The sequence below is a fragment of the Nocardia rosealba genome (assembly GCF_020216065.1).
Lineage (GTDB): Bacteria > Actinomycetota > Actinomycetes > Mycobacteriales > Mycobacteriaceae > Nocardia > Nocardia rosealba.
Genome location: NZ_JAIWNA010000002.1, coordinates 483,709 through 503,914 on the forward strand (window position 1 = coordinate 483,709; position 20,206 = coordinate 503,914).

The following is a 20,206-nucleotide window of genomic DNA, read 5'->3' on the forward strand; positions in this document are numbered from 1 at the left end:
CGCTATCCGACGGCGACCGGGGCGAAGGTCGAGCGTGCGAAGCGGCCCGCCGGTGCGAACTTCGCCAGCAGTTCGCCCGCGTCCACACCGGTGACCTGGGTGATATAGGCGGCGGCGTCCTCGGGAGTGTCGATGGCGAGGAACGGCTGCGGCCGGTGCAGCAGCGCGACCAGTGCCGAGGCGAAGCGCGGGTCGACGGCGGCGGTGGCGAAGAACTGGCCACCGATGTCGGCGAACTCGGGGTCGCTGAGGAACAGCCGGGTCACCTTGGCGGCGGCATCGCTGCGGGCGGCCAGGAACGCGGCGTACTGCTCGCCGATCCACTGCTCGTCGAAGGGCCCGTCGTGCACGGCGGCGGCCGCGACCAGGCGCTGGGCCTGGATCAACCCGCTCTGGGCGCCCTGCCCGGCGACCGGGTCGTAGGCGACCGCGGTGTCTCCCAGGGCGGCGACCGGGTGGCCACCCTCGGTGCGTCCCACACCCGCCCGCACGACCGGGCGCACCGCGCCTTTGAGCCAGGAGTGCGGGTCTTCGGCGATCACCTGGGTGGCTTGGACCTCCGGCAGGTCCCAGTCGATGTAGTCGCGGTACAGGTCCTTCACGATGCGCAACGCCGACTCGGCGGAATCGGCCGCGGCGAATCGGGTCTCCCAGTCACTACCGGGACGCGCCCAGCCGAGGAACGCCCAGCTCGGGCCCACATCCTTGTGCAGGTACGGGCCCCACCACGCTTCGCCCTGTTCGGCCAGGATGGAGAACAGGCTGTGCGCACCGCCTGCCGGGCTCCGGTGTGCGAACACACCGGAGTCGTAGCCGAGACCGGTCACTGTGACGGTGAGCAGCGAGCGCTGCGGCTTGTCGTAGACGGTGCGGGTGGTATCGATCGGGAAGAGGTCGGACAACCCGCCGCGACCGGTGGCGACCAGGGTGAGGTCGTTGGCGGCGGCGATCGCGTCCAGCGACTGCGGTGTCACGTTGTCGACCACGAACTCGCCGCCGCGCGCACGGAAGGCGGTGAGTCGTTCGTCGGCCTTGAGCCGGGTGTCGACCGCGACCCCGACATACCCGTCGAAGGTGCCGTCGAAGGCGATCAGTTCGGCGTTCTCCGGTCCGGCGATGCGGACACTGAGTCCGGTGTGGCGGGGTGCGCGGCCGGTGTAGCTGTCGAGCCCGAGCGCGGCTTCGGCCTGCTGGGTTTCGCCGAATTCGAGGGCGGTCCCGGTGGCGGGCACCTCGTCGCGCAGTGCGCGTTGATCTCGGTCGCTGTAGAGGGTGACGGTGAAACCGGCGTCGAGTAGTCCTAGCGCCGCAGTGACGCCGGTTTGGCCGGCGCCGATTACCGCGGCCGAACGAGTGGAGCGGGAAGCGGGAGTCTGCGATGTCATACCGGAATACTGCGCTGACCTGCACCCGATGAAGAGTGTTGCGATCAGCGCGAATTCATTCCTACGCGCCCGCCGGTTCGTTCACCGATCCGGGCCGTGACACCGCGTGCGGCAGCACGGTGGAACGCGGACCACCGACGCGATATCCGGCACCACGATGGTGGGCGGGCAGCCGATCACCGGCCCCGAAGAGGGCGTTGCGCAAGGTCCCCGGCTCGTATTCGGTGCGGTACACACCGCGTTCGGTCAACACCGGAACGACATGGTTCACGATGTCCTCGAACGTGCCGGGGGTGATGGCGTAGGCGAGGTTGAATCCGTCGAGATCGGTGTCGGCGACCCACTCCTGCAGCAGGTCGGCGACGGTTTCGCCGGAACCGGTGAACACCGGCCCCATGCCGCCGATGCCCGCCCAGCGCCCGATGTCGCGCACCGTCCATTCGCGGCCGTCGTCGTCGAATTCCTGGAACGCCGCCACCGCGGACTGGATGGCGTTGCTGTGCACCTCACCGATCGGGTCGTCGAGGTCGTAGCGCGACAGGTCGATTCCCATCCAGCCCGACATGAACACCAGCCCGCCCTCGACGCTCGCGTAGGACAGGTATTCCTCGTGTTTGGCCCGTGCCGCCTCGTCCGTCTCGTCGGTGATGATGGTGGCCAGCGCGTAGATTCTGGCCTCGTACCGCCCACGTCCCGCCGCCTCCAAGGCGTCGCGAACTCGCGAAACGGTCTGGGCCAGCACGCGTTTGGAGGGACCTGCGATGAAGATCGCCTCGGCGTTCTCGGCCGCGAACTGTACCCCGCGCGGTGAGGCGCCCGCCTGATAGATCACCGGCGTGCGCTGCGGTGACGGCTCCGACACGTGAATTCCGGGCACGGTGTAGTGCTTGCCGTAATGACCGATGTGGTGCACCTTCGCCGGATCGGTGTAGACGCCGCGGTCGGCATCGCGGATCACCGCGTCGTCCTCCCACGAGCCCTCCCAGAGCTTGTAGAGCACCTCGAGGTACTCGTCGGCCCGGTCGTAGCGTTCGTCGTGATCGAGCTGATCGGCATCACCGAAATTCCTTGCCGCCGAAGGCAGATAACCCGTCACCACATTCCAGCCGAGGCGCCCGCGCGTGAGGTGGTCGAGGGTCGACATACGGCGCGCGAATGGGAACGGATGCTCGAACCCGGTGCCGGTGGTGATGCCGAAGCCCAGATGCTCGGTCACCGCCGCCATCGCCGACACCAGCAGCAGCGGGTCGGCGACGGGTGTCTGCGCCCCCTGGCGCAGCGCGGCGGCGTCGTCGCCGCCGTACACGTCGTAGGTGCCGAGGACATCGGCGATGAAGATGCCGTCGAACCGTCCGCGTTCCAGCAGTTTCGCCAGCTCGGTCCAGTAGCCGATATCGGTGTAGCGGTCGGACTGGTCGAGCGGGTGACGCCACAGTCCCGGTGACTGGTGGGCCACGCAGTTCATGTCGAACGCGTTGAATCGGATCGGCCTGCTCATCGCGCAACCTCCGTGCGGCGCTCGCCCGCGCTCCAACCGAACGGCAACTCGGTGCCGTTGAGCAGGTAGTCACCGACGGCCCGGGCTTTGAAGATCGCCGGGTTGTGCACGGAGACGGTGCGCGCGTTGCGCCAGTGCCGGTCCAGGCGCAGCTGTTCGGACACGATGGACGCCCCACCGAGCTCGAACAGCTGGGTCGTGGCCGCAAGGACGATATCGATCACCGCGAGTTGTGCCTGCGCGGCCGCGAGTTCGGCGGCGGCGAGGTCGCCGTGGTCCTTCGCTCCGGCGTCGAGGACGCGGTCGAGAATGTCCGCGACGGCCAGGACGGTCGCGCGAGCGGTGAACGCCGCCGCCGACAACTTGCCGATCACCTGCTGGACGAGGGGGTCCTCGCGCGGCAGATCGGCCGAGGCGTGCGTGTAGGTGCGGGTGCGCGCGCTCACCCATTCCCTGGCGTCGCGCTCGGCGCGGGCGGCGATCCCGGCGAGCACCGCGAGCTGCACCAACTGCAGGTAGGCGGTGCCGTAGGTGGGGCCCGCGACACCGTAGCCGGGCCCGAGGACGCGATCGGGCGCCACCACGACATCGGTGAACTCGGTGGTACCGCTGGCGGTGAGCCGCTGCCCGAAACCGTCCCAGTCGTCGTGCTGCACCACACCCTCGGCGTTCGCGTCGACCAGCACGCCGAGGCGCTCACCGTCACGATCGGCGGCGACCAGGATGTGATCGGCGAACAGCGAACCGGTGCTGTAGTACTTCACCCCGTTGAGGAGCAGCCGGTCGCCGTCCTCGGTGAGCCGGGTGCGATACCGGTCGACGGCGCCCACCCCGGGTTCGGTGATCGCATTGCCGACCAGGGTGCCCGCGGCCACCGCCCGCAACCACCGCTCCCGCTGCGGGCCCGGCTCGGCCAGCCGCTGATCCTCCACGAACGACCAGTGCACCCGCAGCGCCTGCGGCAGGTTCGACTCGGCGGCCGCCAGGTCGATGAGCAGCCGGAACAGCTGGCGTACGCTCGCACCGTAGCCGCCGAACTCGACCGGTACCCGCAGGGCACCGAACCGGGCCTCCTTCAGCCAGGTGACCTCGTCGAAGGGCAATCTGCGGTCGACCTCTCTCGCCACCGCACCGGCGGCGATCCGGTCGAAGATCGGGGCGAAGACGGCATCGAGCTCGGAATCTGTGATCGCGGACGCGGTGGTGGAAGTCATGCCCCAACGATCGCGCAGCGGGCTGCCGGATTCACCGGTTGCGCGCAGGGGGATCGAAACGTCTCCTCGGCACGGTGGGGGAGTGACGAGCACTACACCCCCGGCGGGCCCTGGTGGCGCGACCGGGGGTTTGCTGCCTCTAGACTCGGGGGTGCGTCGCCGTCGTGCGGGAGAGTCCTGGGATCGCAAGAGTCCGGGCGCCGAAGGAGCAGCACCTCCCCGTCAATCTCTCAGGCAACAGGGACCGCGCGGTGATTCGACGCCTCTGGAAAGCGGTGGCATCCGGCTGCCCGCCCACGGGGAAAGGGGCACGGTCTCGACCGGCTACCGAATCTCTCAGGCGCACAGACAGAGGGGGAGGGCTGGTACCCGTCGGCCACGAGGCCGACCCGCCCGACCTGGAGCTGCCGTGACCCGTTCGTTTGCCGACCGCCACATCGGACCCGATTCCGACGAACTCGCCCGGATCCTCGCGACCATCGGTGTCGAGTCCGTCGACGCGCTCGCGACCACGGCGTTGCCCGCCACCATCCTCGACGAGTCCGGCCTCGCCGCGCTGCCCGCGCCCGCGAGCGAACACGAGGTACTCGCCGAGCTGGCCGGTCTGGCCCAGGCCAACACCGTCGCCACCTCGATGATCGGGCTCGGCTACTACGACACGCTCACCCCGCCCGTGCTGGTGCGCAACCTGCTCGAGAACCCCGCCTGGTACACCGCCTACACCCCGTACCAGCCCGAGATCAGCCAGGGCAGGCTCGAGGCGCTGCTCAACTTCCAGACCATGGTGTCGGACCTGACCGGCATGGACGTGGCCAACGCCTCGATGCTGGACGAGGCGACCGCCGCCGCCGAGGCGATGACGTTGCTGCGCCGCGCGGGCAAGTCCAAGTCGAACCGGCTGCTGCTCGACACCGATCTGTTCCCGCAGACCAAGACCATCATCGGCACCCGCGCCGAGCCGCTCGGCATCGAACTCGTCGAGGCCGACCTGTCCACCGGGGTGCTGCCCGAGGGCGACTTCTTCGGCGTGATCGTGCAGACCCCCGGCGCGTCGGGTCGCATCGTCGACTGGACCGAGGTGTTCACCGCCGCCCACGAGCGCGGCGCGCTGGTCGCCGCCGGTGCCGACCTGCTGGCGATGACCCTGGTGACCCCGCCCGGCGAACAGGGCGCCGACGTGTGCTTCGGGACCACCCAGCGTTTCGGTGTCCCCATGGGCTTCGGTGGCCCGCACGCCGGGTACCTCGCCGTGCGCACCGCGTTCGCCCGTCAGCTGCCGGGCCGCCTGGTCGGTGTGTCGGTCGACGCCGACGGCGCCCCGGCCTACCGCCTGGCGCTGCAGACCCGTGAGCAGCACATCCGCCGCGAGAAGGCCACCTCCAACATCTGTACCGCCCAGGTGCTGCTGGCCATCGTCGCCGCCATGTACGCGAGCTACCACGGTGCCAACGGACTGCGGGCCATCGCGCGCCGGGTGCACGAGCACGCCGCCGCCGTCGCGACCGGTCTCGGCGGTGCGGTGGTGCACGGCGCCTTCTTCGACACGGTGCTCGCGCACGTGCCCGGTGGTGCGGAAGCCGTTGTCGCCAAGGCGAAGTCGAAGGGGATCAACCTGCGACTGGTCGACGCCGACCACGTCTCCATCGCCTGCGACGAGGCGACCACCGAAGCCCATGTCGCCGCCGTCGTCGAATCGTTCGGCACCGCACTGACGCCCGAGTCCGGCGCCGGCGCCGAACCGGTCGGCATCGAGACCCGCACCTCGGAGTACCTGACGCATCCGGCGTTCACCCGCCACCACACCGAGACCGCCATGCTGCGCTACCTGCGTTCGCTCTCGGACAAGGACATCGCCCTGGACCGCAGCATGATCCCGCTCGGTTCCTGCACCATGAAGCTCAACGCGACCGCCGAGATGGAGGCCATCACCTGGCCCGGTTTCGCCCGGCTGCACCCCTTCGCCCCCACCGAGGACTCGCCCGGCATCCGCAAGCTCGTGGCCGACCTCGAGCAGTGGCTGTGCGAGATCACCGGCTACGACGCGGTGAGCCTGCAGCCCAACGCCGGTAGCCAGGGCGAGTACGCGGGACTGCTCGCGATCCGCCGCTACCACCTGGACCGCGGCGACGACCACCGCGACACCTGCCTGATCCCGTCGAGCGCGCACGGCACCAACGCCGCCTCGGCGGCCATGGTCGGCATGCGGGTCGAGGTGGTGAAGTGCCGGGAGAACGGCGACATCGACCTCGACGACCTGCGCGCCAAGATCGCCGACCACGCCGAGCGGCTGGCCTGCATCATGATCACCTACCCGTCCACCCACGGCGTGTACGAGCACGAGGTCGCCGAGCTTTGCGCGCTGGTGCACGACGCGGGCGGTCAGGTGTACGTGGACGGTGCGAACCTGAATGCCCTTGTCGGACTTGCCCGTCCGGGCCGGTTCGGCGGCGACGTGAGCCACCTGAACCTGCACAAGACCTTCTGCATCCCGCACGGTGGTGGCGGTCCGGGCGTGGGCCCCGTGGCGGTGCGCTCACACCTGGCGCAGTACCTGCCGGGTGATCCGCTCGAGAACGGTTCGCACGCGGTGTCGGCCGCCAACTACGGTTCGGCCTCGATCCTGCCGATCACCTGGGCCTACATCCGGATGATGGGCGCCGAGGGGTTGCGCGCGGCCACGCTGACGGCCATCGCGTCGGCCAACTACATCGCCCGCCGCCTCGACGCCTCCTTCCCGGTGCTCTACACCGGCGAGAACGGGATGGTCGCCCACGAGTGCATCCTGGATCTGCGCGAGATCACCAAGCAGACCGGTGTCACCGTCGACGATGTGGCAAAGCGACTGGCGGACTACGGTTTCCACGCGCCGACCATGAGTTTCCCGGTCGCCGGCACGCTGATGGTCGAGCCGACCGAGAGCGAGAATCTCGAGGAACTCGACGCCTTCATCGACGCCATGATCGCCATCCGCGGTGAGATCGACCAGGTCGCCGCCGGTGTCTGGCCCGTCACCGACAACCCACTGCGCGGTGCACCGCACACCGCGGCCTGCCTCGTCGGCGAGTGGAACCACCCCTACAGCCGGGAAACCGCCGTCTACCCGCGCGGCGTGGGACACGCCCGGCCGAAGATCTGGCCTGCCGTGCGGCGCATCGATGGCGCGTTCGGCGACCGCAATCTCGTGTGCTCCTGCCCGCCGCTCGCCGCGTATCAGGACTGATCCCCGCTGATCCGGGCCCCGCCGATGCTGTTCGGCGGGGCCCGGATTCGTTCACGGCCCCGAATTCGGGCACCCGGTGGGCTGCCCGGCGTGGGCGCGGTCGGTACGGTGGCGGATGGGGCGGGATGTTCCCATGACCAGGAGGGGATCGAATCGTTGAGTATCGGCGAGATAGTGCGCGAGATCGAGGTAGCCGGAGCACCGTACGGGGTCACCGTCGGACCGGACGGCGCGTTGTGGTTCACATTGGTGACCCAGGGTGCCATCGGGCGGTATGCCGAGGGACAGGTCGACACCTTTGCCCTCGACCCCGTCGGTGGCCAACCCACGGTGATCGTGGCGGGGAACGATAACGCTTTGTGGTTCACCGAGTTCCACGGTGGCAGGCTGGGCCGGATCACCCTCGACGGCGCGGTGAGCAGTCTGCCGATGGACGGGCCCTACGGTGTGTGCGCTGGGCCCGGCGGCATGTGGTTCACCGAATTGCAGGCCGGTCGGGTCGGCCGGATCGCGGGCGACGGCAAGATCGAGGGGGTCGCGGTCGACGGCATGCCGTCGATGATCACCGCGGGCTCCGACGGTGCGGTGTGGTTCACGGTGAACCAGGGCAACGCGATCGGCCGCATCGACACCGCCCTCACGGTGACCCTGCACCCCCTGCCCACCCAGGAGGCGGCGCCGGTCGGCATCACCTCCGGGCCGGACGGTGCGGTGTGGTTCACCGAGATCGGCGTGGGCGCGATCGGCCGGATCGACAGCGCGGGCACCGTCACCGAATACGCCCTGCCGGACCGTGATTCACGCCCACACGCAATCGTCACGGGCCCCGACGGCGCGCTCTGGTTCACCGAATGGGCCAGCGGGAACCTGGGCCGGATCGACACCGACGGCAAGATCGACCACCTCACCCTCCCCGGCGCCGAGCCCCACGGACTCACGGTGGATTCCACCGGTCACCTCTGGGTGGCCATGGAATCCGGGGCGCTGGTCGAGGTTTCACCAGGCTGACCCCTGGGGCACCTCTGCCACGCCAGGTTGGGTACTGCTGCGGTCATCAACTGGTGGTGACCGCAGCGTCGGTGATCTCCACGAAATCTGCGTAGCGCCCGCCCTTTTCGACGAGTTCGTGGTGGGTGCCCTGCTCCACGACACTTCCCTTGTCCAGGAAGAGGACGCGGTCGGCGGTTCGGACCGTGCGCAGGCGGTGGGCGACGACGATGACGGTTCGCCCGGCCATCAGGCGTTCGATGCCACGGTGGACGGCTGCTTCGTTGGTGGGGTCGAGTGCCGAGGTGACTTCGTCGAGCAGCACGATGGGTGCGTCCTTCAGGAGGGCGCGGGCGATCGAAACACGTTGGCGCTCACCACCGGACAGCAGCGCACCGCCCTCGCCGACGGCGGCCGACCAGCCACCGGGCAGCCGGTCGACCACCTCGTCCAGCCCGGCCGCGGTCGCCGCCGCCCGCACCTCGGTGTCGGTGGCGTCGGGGCGGCCGAGGCGAATGTTGTCCTCGATCGTGCCGTCGAACAGGTACACATCCTGGAAGACGATCGCGAGGGACGACATCAGGGTCGCGGTGTCGATGTCGCGTACATCGACACCGCCGATACGCACCGCGCCCGCGTCGACATCGTGGAACCGGGCGAGCAATTGGAGCACCGTGGATTTCCCGGCGCCGGAGGGGCCGACGATCGCGAACCGCCGACCCTGCGGCACCTGGAATGTCAGCCCGGCCAGCACTGTGCGACCGTCGCGCGCGAAGCCGACGGCGTCGAATTCCAGATCGTGGCGGCTCGGGCGGACCGGATCGCGCGGCTCGGGAAGCGGTTCGGTGCTGAGCAGGTCGTCCAGCCGGGTGAGCTGGGAATGTGCGCTACGCAGCTTGCCACCCAGATCGGCCAGTGACAGCAACGGTTCGGCGCAACGGGCGGCGAGCACCAAGATCGCCAGCAGCTCGGCCGCACCGATCCGTCCGCCGAGCGCGAGGTAGGCGCCGAGCGCTAGCAGCACGGTGAATGCGGTCTGGACGACGAGCGTGAGACCGACCATCCCCGGCAGCGCGGTGCGCACCGACCGATGAGTGGCTCGCTGCAACTCGCGCAGCGCGTCGTCGAGCAGACCGAACCGTTCGGTGCTTCGGCCACCGGCGCGCAACACGGGCTGGGCCCGCAGATATTCGATCACGCGGCCCGCAGCCTCGTGGTCGCGGGCGTGCCGGTCGGCATCGGTGGCCGCCAGTGCACGACTCGCCCGGATCTGCACCACGGCCACCAGGGGGACGGCGACCAGCGCGGCCAGTCCGAGCCGCCAATCGAACACCGCGATCACCACCACGATGGTCGCCGGCGTCAGCGTCGCGGTGATGAACGGGCTGAGCAGATGCGCGATCACGCCCATCGCCTCGAGCACACCCCGGCTGGCCAGCACCGACACCTCACCCACCCGGTCCGGCCCGAACCAGCCGACCGGCAACCGCGCCAGGTGGTCGCCGACGCGGTGGTAGGTCCCGCGCAGCAGTGTGGTGCCCGACCGGAAACCCGACAGATCGCTGACATAACGCAACACGGCGTACCCCGCGACCGCGCAACCGAACCCGATCAGCCACGGCCAGGCCCGCGCGGGTTCGCTGCCGAACAGCTCACGCAACACGGGAACGAGCAGCAGATAGGACAACCCTTCGAGCACGGCGGTGACACTCATCAACACCACGGTCCGGCGAACCGGGCCCGCGTACTGATGACCGAGCACCCGTAACAGTGTGCGGATCATGACAGCTCGCTTCCTTGTTCGGCCCGCCAGAACGCGGCGAACGCGCCGCCCTCGGCCAGCAGTCGGGTGGGTGCGCCGCGCTCGACGATCACGCCGTCCCGCAGCAGGACGACCGTGTCGGCGTCGGCGATGGTTTCGTGTCGATGGGCGATGACGAGCACCGTGCGGTCACCGCGCAGGTTCGCCATGGCCTGGCGTAACGCCCGCTCGGTCTGCGGGTCGGCGAAGGCAGTCGCCTCGTCGAGCACCAGTACAGGGGTGTCGGCCAGCAGGGCGCGGGCGAGCGAAAGTCGTTGTGCCTCACCGCCGGAGAGTCCGGCCTGTTCGCCGAGAACGGTGTCGTACCCGTGCGGCAGGTCGAGGATCCGTTCGTGGATCCCGGCCAGCCGGGCGGCCTCGATCACCCGTTCACGGTCGGCGTGTGGCACGGCGAGCGCGATATTGTCGGCGACCGAGGCGCGCAGCAGTCGCACATCCTGGAAGACGAACGACACCGACCGGTAGAGCCGATCGCTGCCGATGTCACGCAGATCGGCGCCACCGAGGACGACGCTGCCGTGACTCGGGTCGAAGAATCGCAGAAGTAGTTGCGCCAGTGTCGATTTGCCGCTGCCCGACGGTCCGACCAGTGCGGTGACGGTACCCGGCTCGAGGACCAGATCGATCCCGCGCAGCACCTCCCGGTCGTCGTAGCCGAATCGCACGTCTCGCAGCTCGACTCGGTGCCCGCGCGGTGCCACGGGTTGTGCGGGTTCGGGCAGTGGCCGCACGGCGAGTACCTCGTTGATCCGGCCGATCGCGTGACCGGCCGCCTGCAGATCGTCGAAACCGTGTTGCAGCGCCGCGACCGGCGCGGTCAGGCCGAGCCCGAGCAGCAGGAACGGCAGCAGATCGGCGGCGATCAGCTCGCCACGGGTCAGCAGGAAGGTGCCACCGCTCAGAATCACCAGCAGCACGAACGGCGGCGACAACGCCAGCTGCATCCCGGCTGCCACCGGGGCGAGACCGCGGACGAAACGCAGGAATGTATCGGCGAATTCGTCTGCGGCCGTGCGGAATCGCCGATGTGCCCGATCGCCATCGCCGAAGGCCTTGACCACCGCGATGCCCTGCACGAACTCCACCACCGCATCGGCGATGCGACCCATCGCGGCGTCGAACTCCCGCTGTTCGCGTTCCCTCGCCGGCAGCAGGAGCAGCGGCACGTGCAGCAGTGCGAGCAGGACCGGGACGAGTGTGATGAGCGTGAGCTGCCAGTCCACCGTGCACAGATACGCCAGCGAAACCAATGGCACCACGAATGCCGACACCAGCTCACCCGGCGCGTGCGCGAGCACCGGATGCACCGCGCTCACGTCGTCGCCGACCACCTTGGCCAGCTCACCGGTTCGGCGGCCCGAGAACCAGCCGATCGGCACGCGCCCCAGCTGGGCGGCGAGCCGGCGCCGGAACCCCAGCTGTACCCGGCCGTCGAGAACATGGCCGAGCCCGGCCGCCGTACCGGTGAACACCAGCCGCACCAGCAGACCGACCGCCCCGACCAGCACCGCGAGCCACACATGGTCGTGATCCACCGGCCCGGCCGACAAGAGCACCCGGCCCACCTCGACCACCGCGAGCAACGGCGCCAACCCGGCGAGCGAGCCGATGACCTGCGCGATCATCACGGCGGCGAACCCGGGGGCATAGGGGCGGACCGAACTCGCCAGGCTCGGCGGCGGCTCCGCCCCGCCCCGTTCGATTGTCATCGTCATCGCACACTCGATTCAGAAAGTCACTGTCTCTAGACAGCGACTGTACGAGCGTCCTTACAGACAGTCAATGTCTGAATGAAAGTGGCAGTCAGCAGATAGTGACTTCCTGATAACCTGGCCACATGGCTGGACTACGCGAACGCTGGCGGCTCAACGCCATGCACACCGTTCAGGAACGCGCGCTCGACCTGTTCGACGCGAAGGGCTTCGCCGCGGTCACCATCGAGGAGATCGCCGCCGCGGCCGAGGTCTCACCCTCGACGGTCTACCGGCTCTTCGGCACCAAGGAGGGCATCATCGTCGCCGACGAGTTCGACAACCTCAGCGACGAACAGCTCGCGAAGGTGGTCGACCCGCACGATCCGATCGGCAGCCTCATCCGATCCGTGCGCGAGTACGACACGGGCACGAACGAATCTGGCTCCGAACCCGGTCCGTGGCGGCGCAGCCTGCGCTATCACTTCACCGAACCGTCGGTTCGGCGCGCGGCCTACGCCTCGGCCGACCGCACGAGCCAGCGGCTGTCACCGCTGCTCGCCTCGACAGGCCGTTTCTCCGAGGCGCAGGCCAAGGTGGCGACCAACGCGCTCATCTTCGGCTACCTCGCCGCCTTGGAACAGTGGTTCCTCGACGGCGGTGACCGACCCGTCGCCGCCTATGTCGACGAGGCACTCGACCCATTACGGGCCCTCTGGGGCGACTGACTACGGGGTGGTCAACGCCTTGACCACGGCCGTTCCGAAGCCGATATCGTTGCTGGTCGGCATCCGGGTATAGGTGCCGCCCGTCTGCGCGGACAGCTCCTGCAAGGTCTGGGTGCCTTCGCCACCGACCACGATGACGTCCACCCGCACCGGCTTACCCGACTGGTTGGCCGCCGCGATCTGGGCGAGCAGGTCGGCGCCGGTCAGCGAGGAATCGTCGTCCGGTCCGTCGGTGATGAGCAGAATCGAATTGGTGCGGCCGGGGGAGTAGTTCGCTACCGCCGCGCGATAGGCGGCGAGCAGACTCGGATAAGCCTGGTCGGTACTCACCGTGCTCGGCTTCAGTGAGGTCACCGCCGATCCCACGGCATTACGCTGGGTGTCGGTGAGCAGGCCGGTAGCCACATTCACCTGGTACGGATTGGTTCCATCGAGATTCTTGCCGAACGTCCACAGGCCGAGCCCGAAGTCGGGCGGCATCACCTGCAGGGTCGAGGCGAGCGCGGCGCCCGAGGTGGCGAGGCGCGTCATCGAGCCGTCGGTGGTGCCCATCGACGACGAGACATCGAGCAGCACAGTCGCATTCACACCGAGCACCGGGTTGTCGATGGTGGCGCGCACCTTCTCGAGCGCCGCCTTGCCAGGATTGGCGGGCGCGGAACCGATGGCCGGGCCGAAACCGTCGGCGGCGAAAGCGGCCGCCTGCTCGGGAGCCCGCAGGAAGTCGATGAAGCGCGAGGCGATGAGGTTCTGGATCTTGTCGACCCACGGACCCGACAGCACCGCCGCCGGATAGTCCGCCAGCGGAGCGGTGCCCGCCGGACGGAACGCGGTGAGCCCACCGGTCCTCAGTTGCTGAGCGGTAGCGGCCACCGCGTGGATCTCGTTCGCGGCCGGATCCGCGCTGATCGCGGCCATCGCCGTAGTCAGGTCGGCCGGTTTCTCGGCGGCGGCGGCGAGTCCCGAAATGGCGGCGACCACCTGCCCGGACGCGGCGGCCTGCTCGGTGAGCGGGTCGGTGCCCGACACCGCAGACCCGATCGCGGCGGCGGCCGCGGTGGTCGCGTCACCCGGGGGCAGCGCCATCCGCAGCCCACCCCAGCCGGTCAACCCGATCTCGTCGAGCGAACCCTGCTGCAATCGGGGCAGGTCGGCCCAGGTGATCTGGTGCTGTTCGAGTGCCTGCCGCAGCGGATCGGGCACCGCGAGCACGATGGGACTGGTCGCGATGGAGGCCGGGGTGCCCTCGATCAAGCCGGGCACTCGGACCAGCTCGATCGAGCGGCTCGAGTCGGCGATCCACAGCCCGGGCTTCGGGCCGAGACCGGGTTCCCAGGTGCTGGTGTCGGCGAGCGCGCCGCCGAGCGCCGCCGAGGGCCGGGCCGTCACCTCGACGCGCGCGCAGTGGTCACGCACGCGTGGCTTGGTCGCGTTGAACCGTTCCGCGGCCGCACGCACCGGACCGGCCACGGCCGGGTCGACGGTGACATCGAGGGCGGCGGGCCCCTCCACACATTCCGCCGCGGCGGCCACATCGGATTCGGCGGCACGATCGCGCAGCTGGAACCAGGCGAACACGGCCACGAGTACGAGCACGAGCACCGATGCCGCGATAACCGGACCTTTGCTGATACGTCGAGATCTGGTCCCGCTGCGATGTGTACCCACGCGGCAAGTTTAAGGACTCGTTGCCGGGGCGGCGCACCGCGCATCCCCCGGCGCATCGTCGCAGCTCACAGCCGGCGGTCGGGCGTCGTGGTCGACGCCCGGCCCCCGGTCGGTCATTCGCGGATCACGCGGCCGCGGTCGTATTCACGACCACCCCACACCCCGGACTGACCGGTCCGCGCCGCGTACTCGGTGCACCCCGCGAGCAACGGGCAACCGGCGCAGATGCGGCGGGCGTAGTCGAAATCCTGCGACGGGTACGGAAACCACGCCTCGTGGTTGGGGTCGCCCCGGCAGGCGGCACGATGCCACCGCCCGGAATCGGACAGGGTGAGCAGGTCGGTCAATGCGGTGGTCACGGCGCGTACTCCTTCCAGATCCGGCGCTGTGTGCGGGCGAGCGGGTCGGGTGCCTTGGGCTCCCACAGCAACCGCATCCCCGCCTCTTCTGGGGTGCGGTCGGCCTTGGTCGTATTGCAGGGTGCGCAGCAGGCCACGAGGTTGCCCCAGGTGTTGGGGCCGCCTCGGCTGCGCGGGCGAATGTGGTCGACGGTGGCCGCCCAGTTCGCGCAGTAGCCGCAGCGGTGCTTGTCGCGGCGCAGCACACCGGCCAGGGTGGCGCGGCTGTCCTCGCCGACCGGCCGCACATGCGCCAGGTACACGTAGCGCAGCAACCGGATGGTCTCCGGCAACGCCACCTCGAGCCGCTGGGAGCGGATCGGGAAGCGCGGTACCCGGTCGATGACCGATTCGGCGGCGCCGCTGAGCAGCAGTGTCACCGCGCGATCGGCGGTGATCTCGTCGAGCGCCTCGTAGCTGGCGTTGAGCACCAGCACGCGGCTGTGTATCCAGTTGTCGGCGGCGGGAGCCGTCGGGACGACGGCATGACGAATCATCATCGGAATCACCATGTTTCGAAGAAGCGAGCGGAAGGGAGAGGTGGGGTGCGCTCAGTGCGCGATGGGGAGACGACCGGCTTCGCGCATCTCGGCGCCGCGGTGGCCGGTGCTCTGGTATCCGGGCTTCGAATCATGCTGTCGTACAGCTGGTTTCACGGTCGTCTCCTCCTCTCTACGTGCTCTGCCGGTCTCGCCTGACGCGATACACCGTCGTGAGAATCATGGTGACACACCGTGTCCGGAATGTCGGCTCATTTATTTTCGGTGGGCGACAGCGCATCCCACCGGCACCAAGGGTGATTCCGGCGTGGCCGTGACGCCGACGCGTGAGAGCTGGGCCGCCGCCCACACGGCGAACCCGGCCAGGGCGTAGAGCGCGCCGAACAGGCAGGACGCCCACCATCCCCACACGGTGTAAGCCCACGTCGTGGTGACCGCGCCGAGCGCGGAGCCCAGTGAGTAGAAGGCCATGTAGGCACCGATGACGCTGCCCGCGCGGTCGGGATGTGCGGTGGTCAGCACATGCTGACTGCTCACGTGCACAGCCTGGACGGCGAAATCGAGCAGCACGATGCCGACGACGAGCAGTACCGCTGTCCCGGTCCGCGCGATGAACAACCAGGACACGGCGAGCACCAGCAGGGCCGAGCCGGTGACCCGCTGCGCGTGACCGGAATCGGCCCACCGGCCGGCCCGGCCCGCGCCGAGGGCGCCCGCGAGACCGAACAACCCGAACAGCCCGATCTCGGTCGTGCCCAACGACCAGGGGTGCGCGGCGAGGGGGAGCGCGAGGCCGCTCCACAGCGATCCGAAGGACGCGAAGACGAAGAAGGTGATCGATCCCCGGCTCAGAAACAGCCGGTCCGTGGTCACCAGCCGTCCCGTGGACCGCAGCACCTGGGTGTACCGATCGTCGCGGGTTCTGACGTCCGGACTCAAAACCTTCCGGGTGAGGACGGCGAGCGTCGCGCAGAGCACCGCGAGCGCCGCATAGGCCGCCCGCCAGCCGAGCGTGTCACCCAGCAGACCCGCGACGACTCGGACCCCGAGGATGCCGATCACCACACCGGAGGTGACGGCGCCGATATTGCGGCCCCGTTCACGGGGTGCGGAAACGGCGGCGACATATGCCACGGTCACCTGGACGACGACCGCGAACACCCCGGCGACCGCGAGCCCGGCGACCGCGACGACACCGGTGGGCGCGACGGCGGTGATCGCGGCCCCGACCGAGGTGAGCGCGAGCATGCCGCCGATGAGCCGACGGCGGTTCACCAGGTCACCGAGTGGGACCAGCAGAATCAGTCCGGCGAAATACCCGATCTGCCCGGCGGCGATGAGGACGCCGGACGACTGCGGCGACAACCCCAATTCCGCACCCGCCACTGTGAGAACCGGCTGGATCGCGTAGATCGTGGAGACTGCCGCGGCGCACACCACCGCCAGCATCACCCGTTGTGCTCGCGTCAGTCGTGTACCCACCGGACCTCCAAAGAGTAGCAAAATGAAACCAAATCAAAGGTAGGCAATAATGGTTTCGAATTGCAACCTATTAGGAGGTGGCCCATGGCTCCGACGGTCCGTGCCGACCGCGAATGGACCGATGCCACCTGCCCGGTGGCGCGAACTGTCGACCTGGTGGGTGATCGGTGGAGTCTGCTCATCGTGCGGGACGCCATGGACGGACCGGCGTCGTTCACCGAGTTGCGGCAGCGGCTCGGGATCGCGCGCAACATCCTCGCCGACCGCCTCCGCCGACTCGTCGACGAGGGCATCCTCGGCACCAGCGCGACCGCGAGCGGCAAACGGTACGTCTACGAGTTGACGCCGGCGGGGCGGGACCTGTTCACCGTCGTCGTCGCGCTGCGGCAGTGGGGGGAGAGTCATGCCTTCGCCGAGGACGAGCCCCGCTCGACGCTCGTGGACCGTGACGGCCGGCCACTCGCCGAACTACGCCCGCGCAATCGGGCGGGCGCGGTCGTCACCGCCGCAACCACCGAAGTGCGGCGAGTGGACTGCGGGTGAACTACTTTCGGTCGGCGGCCACCAGCTCCGCGCAGCGTTCGCCGACCAGCATGACGGTGATGTTCGGATTCACCGTGGTGTGGGCCGGGAACACCGACGCGTCGGCCACACGCAGTCCCTCGATGCCCTTGACTCGCAGTTCCGGGTCGAGCGGGCTCATCGGATCGTCCGGTGCGCCCATCCGCACGGTGCCGACGGGGTGGTACACGGTGTTGTGGGTGCGGCGGATGTAGTCGGCCAGTTCGGCATCGGTCTCGGCCTGCGGACCCGGATACAGTTCGCGTTCCACCCATTCCGAAAGCGCTGCGGCGGAAGCGATCTCGCGGGCCTTGCGCAGGCCGGCGATCATCACCCGCATGTCGTGGCCCTCGGCGTCGGTGAAGTAGCGCGGGTCCACGCGCGGCTTGTCGCGGAAATCGCGCGAGCGCAACCGCACGGTGCCGCGCGAACGGGCGTGGGTGACATTGGGGGTGAGGCAGAAGGTGTTCTCGGCCGTCGGGTAACCCTGGCGCAGGGTATGCATGTCGAAGGGGACGCTGCCGTAGTGCATCATCAGGTCGGGCCGGTCGAGCCCGTCGACGGTGGTGGTGAAGATGCCCGCCTCCCACCATTGCGTCGAACTGCGCACCATCGGCTGTTTCGTCTCGAACCCGATCACCCCCTCGGGGTGGTCCTGCAGGTGCGCACCGACGCCGGGGGAGTCGACCACGACGTCGATTCCGTTCTCGCGCAGATGATCCGCCGGACCGATACCCGAGAGCATCAGCAGCTTCGGCGAATCGATGGCCCCGGCCGAGACGATCACCTCCCGCTCGGCGGTGACCCGGGTGGCCCGCCCGAAGGCGTTGTCGGTGTACTCCACACCGACCGCGCGCCCGTCCTCGATGAGGATCCGCTTGGCCCACGCACCCGTCCGGATGGTGAGATTCGGCCGGTCCAGGATCGGGTGCAGGTAGCTCACCGACGACGAGGAACGGGTGCCGTCGGTGCGGCTGTTGATCTGGAAGAAGTTGGCGCCGTTGACAACCGTGCGATCAGCATTGAACTCCGCACGCGGAATCCCGACCTCCGCGCAGGCGTCGAGCACCGCCACACCGCAGGGGTCGTTCGGTGGCACCGTCATGATGTTCACCGGGCCGCTGCGCCCGTGGTGCTCGCCGGGAGCATCGTTGGTTTCGATCCGGCTGTAGAGCCGGTACACCGAGTCCGCGCCCCAACCGGTCGCGCCGTGCTCGCGTTCCCAGCTGTCCAGGTCCTCGCGCGGCGCCCAGAACGCGATGCAGCTGTTGTGCGACGAACAGCCACCGAGCACCTTGGCCCTGGCATGGCGCATGAACGAATTGCCGTTCTCCTGCGGCTCGATCGGATAGTCCCAGTCGTAACCCGATTCCAGCAGTTCCATCCAGCGATCCAGGCGAAGGATCGCCGGGTCGTCCACATCGGACGGACCTGCCTCGAGCAGGCACACCGTCACCGACGGGTCCTCCGAGAGGCGAGCGGCCACCGCCGCGCCGGCCGAACCGGCGCCGACGATCACATAGTCGTAGGTATTCACCGCTGGTCCTCCCGCAGCTCGAACCAGCCGGTGACCGCCGGCCGGAGGTTCTCGTACACGTGCTTAGCCTCGCGATACTCGTGCAACCCGGACGGACCGAGTTCACGGCCGACACCTGAGCGGCCGAACCCGCCCCACTCCGCCTGCGGCAGATACGGCCCGAAGTCGTTGACCCACACCGTCCCCGCGCGCACCCGGGCCGCCACTCGCCGCGCCCGCGCGGAATCGCTGGACCACACCGCGCCCGCCAGGCCGTACTCGGTGTCGTTGGCGATGGAGATCGCCTCTTCCTCGGTGGTGAACGTCTCGACCGTGACCGTCGGGCCGAATGCCTCGTCGTGCACGCACGCCATGGTGCGGTTCGCGCGATCGATGACGGTCGGCAGGTAGAACCAGCCGTCGTCGAGATTGCCGGAGCCCTGGTCGCCGACGGCGAAGGTACCGCCGGTGCGGATATCGGCCCCATCCGCGCGGGCCTGTTCCACATAGGCGTGCACCTTGTCGCGGTGCGCCGACGAGATCAGCGGACCGGTCTCGGTGCCGTCGGCGAACGGCAGCCCGAGGCGGATCCGGCGGGCGCGGCGGACCAGCTCGTCGACGAACCGGTCGTGCGCCGACTCCTCGATCACCAGCCGCGCCCCGGCCGAGCACACCTGGCCGGAGTGCAGGAACGCGGCGTTGAGGGCGTTGTCGACGCAGGCACTGAGGCGTTCGTCGGTGTCGCAGGCGTCGGCGAAGATGATGTTCGGGTTCTTGCCGCCCAGCTCGAGGGCCACTTTCTTCACCGTCGCCGCTGCCTCGCGGGCGATGACCCGGCCCGTGGACAGCCCGCCGGTGAAGGAGACGAGGTCCACATCGGGATGGGCCGACAGGGGAGCGCCCGCGGTCGGACCGGCGCCGAGAACGAGATTGGCCACGCCCGGCGGCACCCCGAGGTCGTCGAGGACGGTCATCAGCAGGATCGCGGTGTGCGGGGTGAGTTCGGCGGGCTTGAGCACGAAGGTGTTGCCCGCGGCCAGCGCCGGTGCCACCTTCCACGCGGCCTGCAGCAGCGGATAGTTCCACGGCGTGATGAGCCCGCACACCCCGACCGGTTCGTAGACGATGCGCGAGTCGATATCGGCATTGCCCGCGTCGACCACCCGGCCCGCATCCTCGGCGGCGAGCTTGCCGAAGTACCGGAAGCAGTTCTCGATGTCGGTCATGTCGATCTCGGACTCGTAGGGGCGTTTGCCAGTGTCCAAGGTCTCGGCGCCCACGAACTGCTCGCGTCTGCCCTCGATCGCGTCGGCGATGTCGAGCAGCAGATCGCCGCGTTCACCGGCAGTGGTGCTGCGCCACGGTCCGTCGTCGAAGGCGCGCCGGGCGGCGGCGATGGCGGCCTCGGTGTCCTCCGCGCCCGCCTCGGCGACGGTGCCGACCACGGAATTGTCCGCCGGACAGCGGATCTCGCGGGTCAGCCCGGACGCGGCCGCGCGCCAGGTGCCATCGATGTAGAGGGTCTGGCTCATGGTT

15 protein-coding genes and 1 riboswitch are annotated in these 20,206 nt (G+C 69.2%); of the genes, 4 read left to right on the forward strand and 11 right to left on the reverse strand.

Translation table 11 applies throughout. The features are described from left to right. Positions 1 to 2: 2 nt before the first annotated feature. The 3 genes from LDL21_RS09095 to LDL21_RS09105 all read right to left on the reverse strand — a co-directional run bounded on the left by LDL21_RS09095 (position 3) and on the right by LDL21_RS09105 (position 4,097). Positions 3 to 1,385 carry a styrene monooxygenase/indole monooxygenase family protein gene (locus LDL21_RS09095; RefSeq protein WP_181698872.1) on the reverse strand — a complete coding sequence of 461 codons (1,383 nt, stop codon included), beginning with the start codon at positions 1,383 to 1,385 and terminating at the stop codon, positions 3 to 5. Positions 1,386 to 1,446: 61 nt separating this feature from the next. Continuing rightward, positions 1,447 to 2,883, reverse strand: coding sequence for an LLM class flavin-dependent oxidoreductase (locus LDL21_RS09100; protein ID WP_225279602.1), 1,437 nt, complete (start codon positions 2,881 to 2,883; stop codon positions 1,447 to 1,449). Next, complete coding sequence (locus LDL21_RS09105) at positions 2,880 to 4,097, reverse strand: acyl-CoA dehydrogenase family protein (protein WP_225279603.1); 1,218 nt, start codon at positions 4,095 to 4,097, stop codon at positions 2,880 to 2,882. The genes LDL21_RS09100 and LDL21_RS09105 overlap by 4 nt, the downstream gene beginning before the upstream one ends. A 157-nt stretch (positions 4,098 to 4,254) precedes the next feature. Beyond that, positions 4,255 to 4,354: riboswitch (glycine riboswitch) on the forward strand. A 152-nt stretch (positions 4,355 to 4,506) separates the two neighbouring features. Between LDL21_RS09105 and gcvP the strand changes: the two genes are divergently transcribed. Beyond that, entirely contained in the window at positions 4,507 to 7,317 is a 2,811-nt protein-coding gene (gcvP, locus tag LDL21_RS09110) for an aminomethyl-transferring glycine dehydrogenase (protein ID WP_225279604.1), read from the forward strand. Positions 7,318 to 7,473: 156 nt separating this feature from the next. Next, positions 7,474 to 8,325, forward strand: coding sequence for a Vgb family protein (locus LDL21_RS09115; protein ID WP_255674487.1), 852 nt, complete (start codon positions 7,474 to 7,476; stop codon positions 8,323 to 8,325). 46 nt (positions 8,326 to 8,371) lie between these two features. Here LDL21_RS09115 and LDL21_RS09120 read toward each other — a convergent pair whose 3' ends face one another. Both LDL21_RS09120 and LDL21_RS09125 read right to left on the reverse strand, forming a co-directional pair. Next, positions 8,372 to 10,087 (reverse strand): ABC transporter ATP-binding protein, encoded by a 1,716-nt coding sequence (locus LDL21_RS09120; RefSeq protein ID WP_225279605.1) that lies wholly within the window; start codon positions 10,085 to 10,087, stop codon positions 8,372 to 8,374. After that, a complete protein-coding gene (locus tag LDL21_RS09125) occupies positions 10,084 to 11,841 on the reverse strand; it encodes an ABC transporter ATP-binding protein (RefSeq protein WP_225279606.1) in 1,758 nt (585 codons plus the stop codon). The genes LDL21_RS09120 and LDL21_RS09125 overlap by 4 nt, the downstream gene beginning before the upstream one ends. A gap of 122 nt (positions 11,842 to 11,963) precedes the next feature. Here LDL21_RS09125 and LDL21_RS09130 point away from each other — a divergent pair, with 122 nt between their 5' ends. Further along, positions 11,964 to 12,545: a TetR/AcrR family transcriptional regulator gene (locus LDL21_RS09130; protein ID WP_225279607.1), complete on the forward strand. Its 582-nt coding sequence runs from the start codon at positions 11,964 to 11,966 to the stop codon at positions 12,543 to 12,545. On the opposite strand, the gene LDL21_RS09135 is transcribed toward LDL21_RS09130, so the two are convergent. From LDL21_RS09135 to LDL21_RS09150, 4 genes are all read right to left on the reverse strand, one after another. Then, the gene (locus LDL21_RS09135; RefSeq protein ID WP_225279608.1) at positions 12,546 to 14,213 is read right to left on the reverse strand and encodes a substrate-binding domain-containing protein; all 1,668 of its coding nucleotides are present in this window, start codon (positions 14,211 to 14,213) and stop codon (positions 12,546 to 12,548) included. It abuts the gene before it with no gap. A 113-nt stretch (positions 14,214 to 14,326) separates the two neighbouring features. Beyond that, complete coding sequence (locus tag LDL21_RS09140; protein ID WP_067488664.1) at positions 14,327 to 14,572, reverse strand: WhiB family transcriptional regulator; 246 nt, start codon at positions 14,570 to 14,572, stop codon at positions 14,327 to 14,329. Further along, on the reverse strand, positions 14,569 to 15,111 hold the full coding sequence (locus LDL21_RS09145) for an HNH endonuclease (protein WP_067489111.1): 543 nt from the start codon (positions 15,109 to 15,111) through the stop codon (positions 14,569 to 14,571). Before LDL21_RS09145 ends, LDL21_RS09140 begins: the two co-directional genes overlap by 4 nt. Before the next feature lie 255 nt (positions 15,112 to 15,366). Continuing rightward, positions 15,367 to 16,593 carry an MFS transporter gene (locus LDL21_RS09150; RefSeq protein ID WP_225279609.1) on the reverse strand — a complete coding sequence of 409 codons (1,227 nt, stop codon included), beginning with the start codon at positions 16,591 to 16,593 and terminating at the stop codon, positions 15,367 to 15,369. Between the two features lie 84 nt (positions 16,594 to 16,677). Here LDL21_RS09150 and LDL21_RS09155 point away from each other — a divergent pair, with 84 nt between their 5' ends. Continuing rightward, on the forward strand, positions 16,678 to 17,136 hold the full coding sequence (locus LDL21_RS09155; RefSeq protein WP_225279610.1) for a winged helix-turn-helix transcriptional regulator: 459 nt from the start codon (positions 16,678 to 16,680) through the stop codon (positions 17,134 to 17,136). Position 17,137: 1 nt separating this feature from the next. Here LDL21_RS09155 and LDL21_RS09160 read toward each other — a convergent pair whose 3' ends face one another. Both LDL21_RS09160 and LDL21_RS09165 read right to left on the reverse strand, forming a co-directional pair. After that, the gene (locus LDL21_RS09160) at positions 17,138 to 18,691 is read right to left on the reverse strand and encodes a GMC family oxidoreductase (RefSeq protein WP_225279611.1); all 1,554 of its coding nucleotides are present in this window, start codon (positions 18,689 to 18,691) and stop codon (positions 17,138 to 17,140) included. Then, a complete protein-coding gene (locus LDL21_RS09165; RefSeq protein ID WP_225279612.1) occupies positions 18,688 to 20,202 on the reverse strand; it encodes an aldehyde dehydrogenase family protein in 1,515 nt (504 codons plus the stop codon). Before LDL21_RS09165 ends, LDL21_RS09160 begins: the two co-directional genes overlap by 4 nt. Positions 20,203 to 20,206 lie beyond the last annotated feature (4 nt).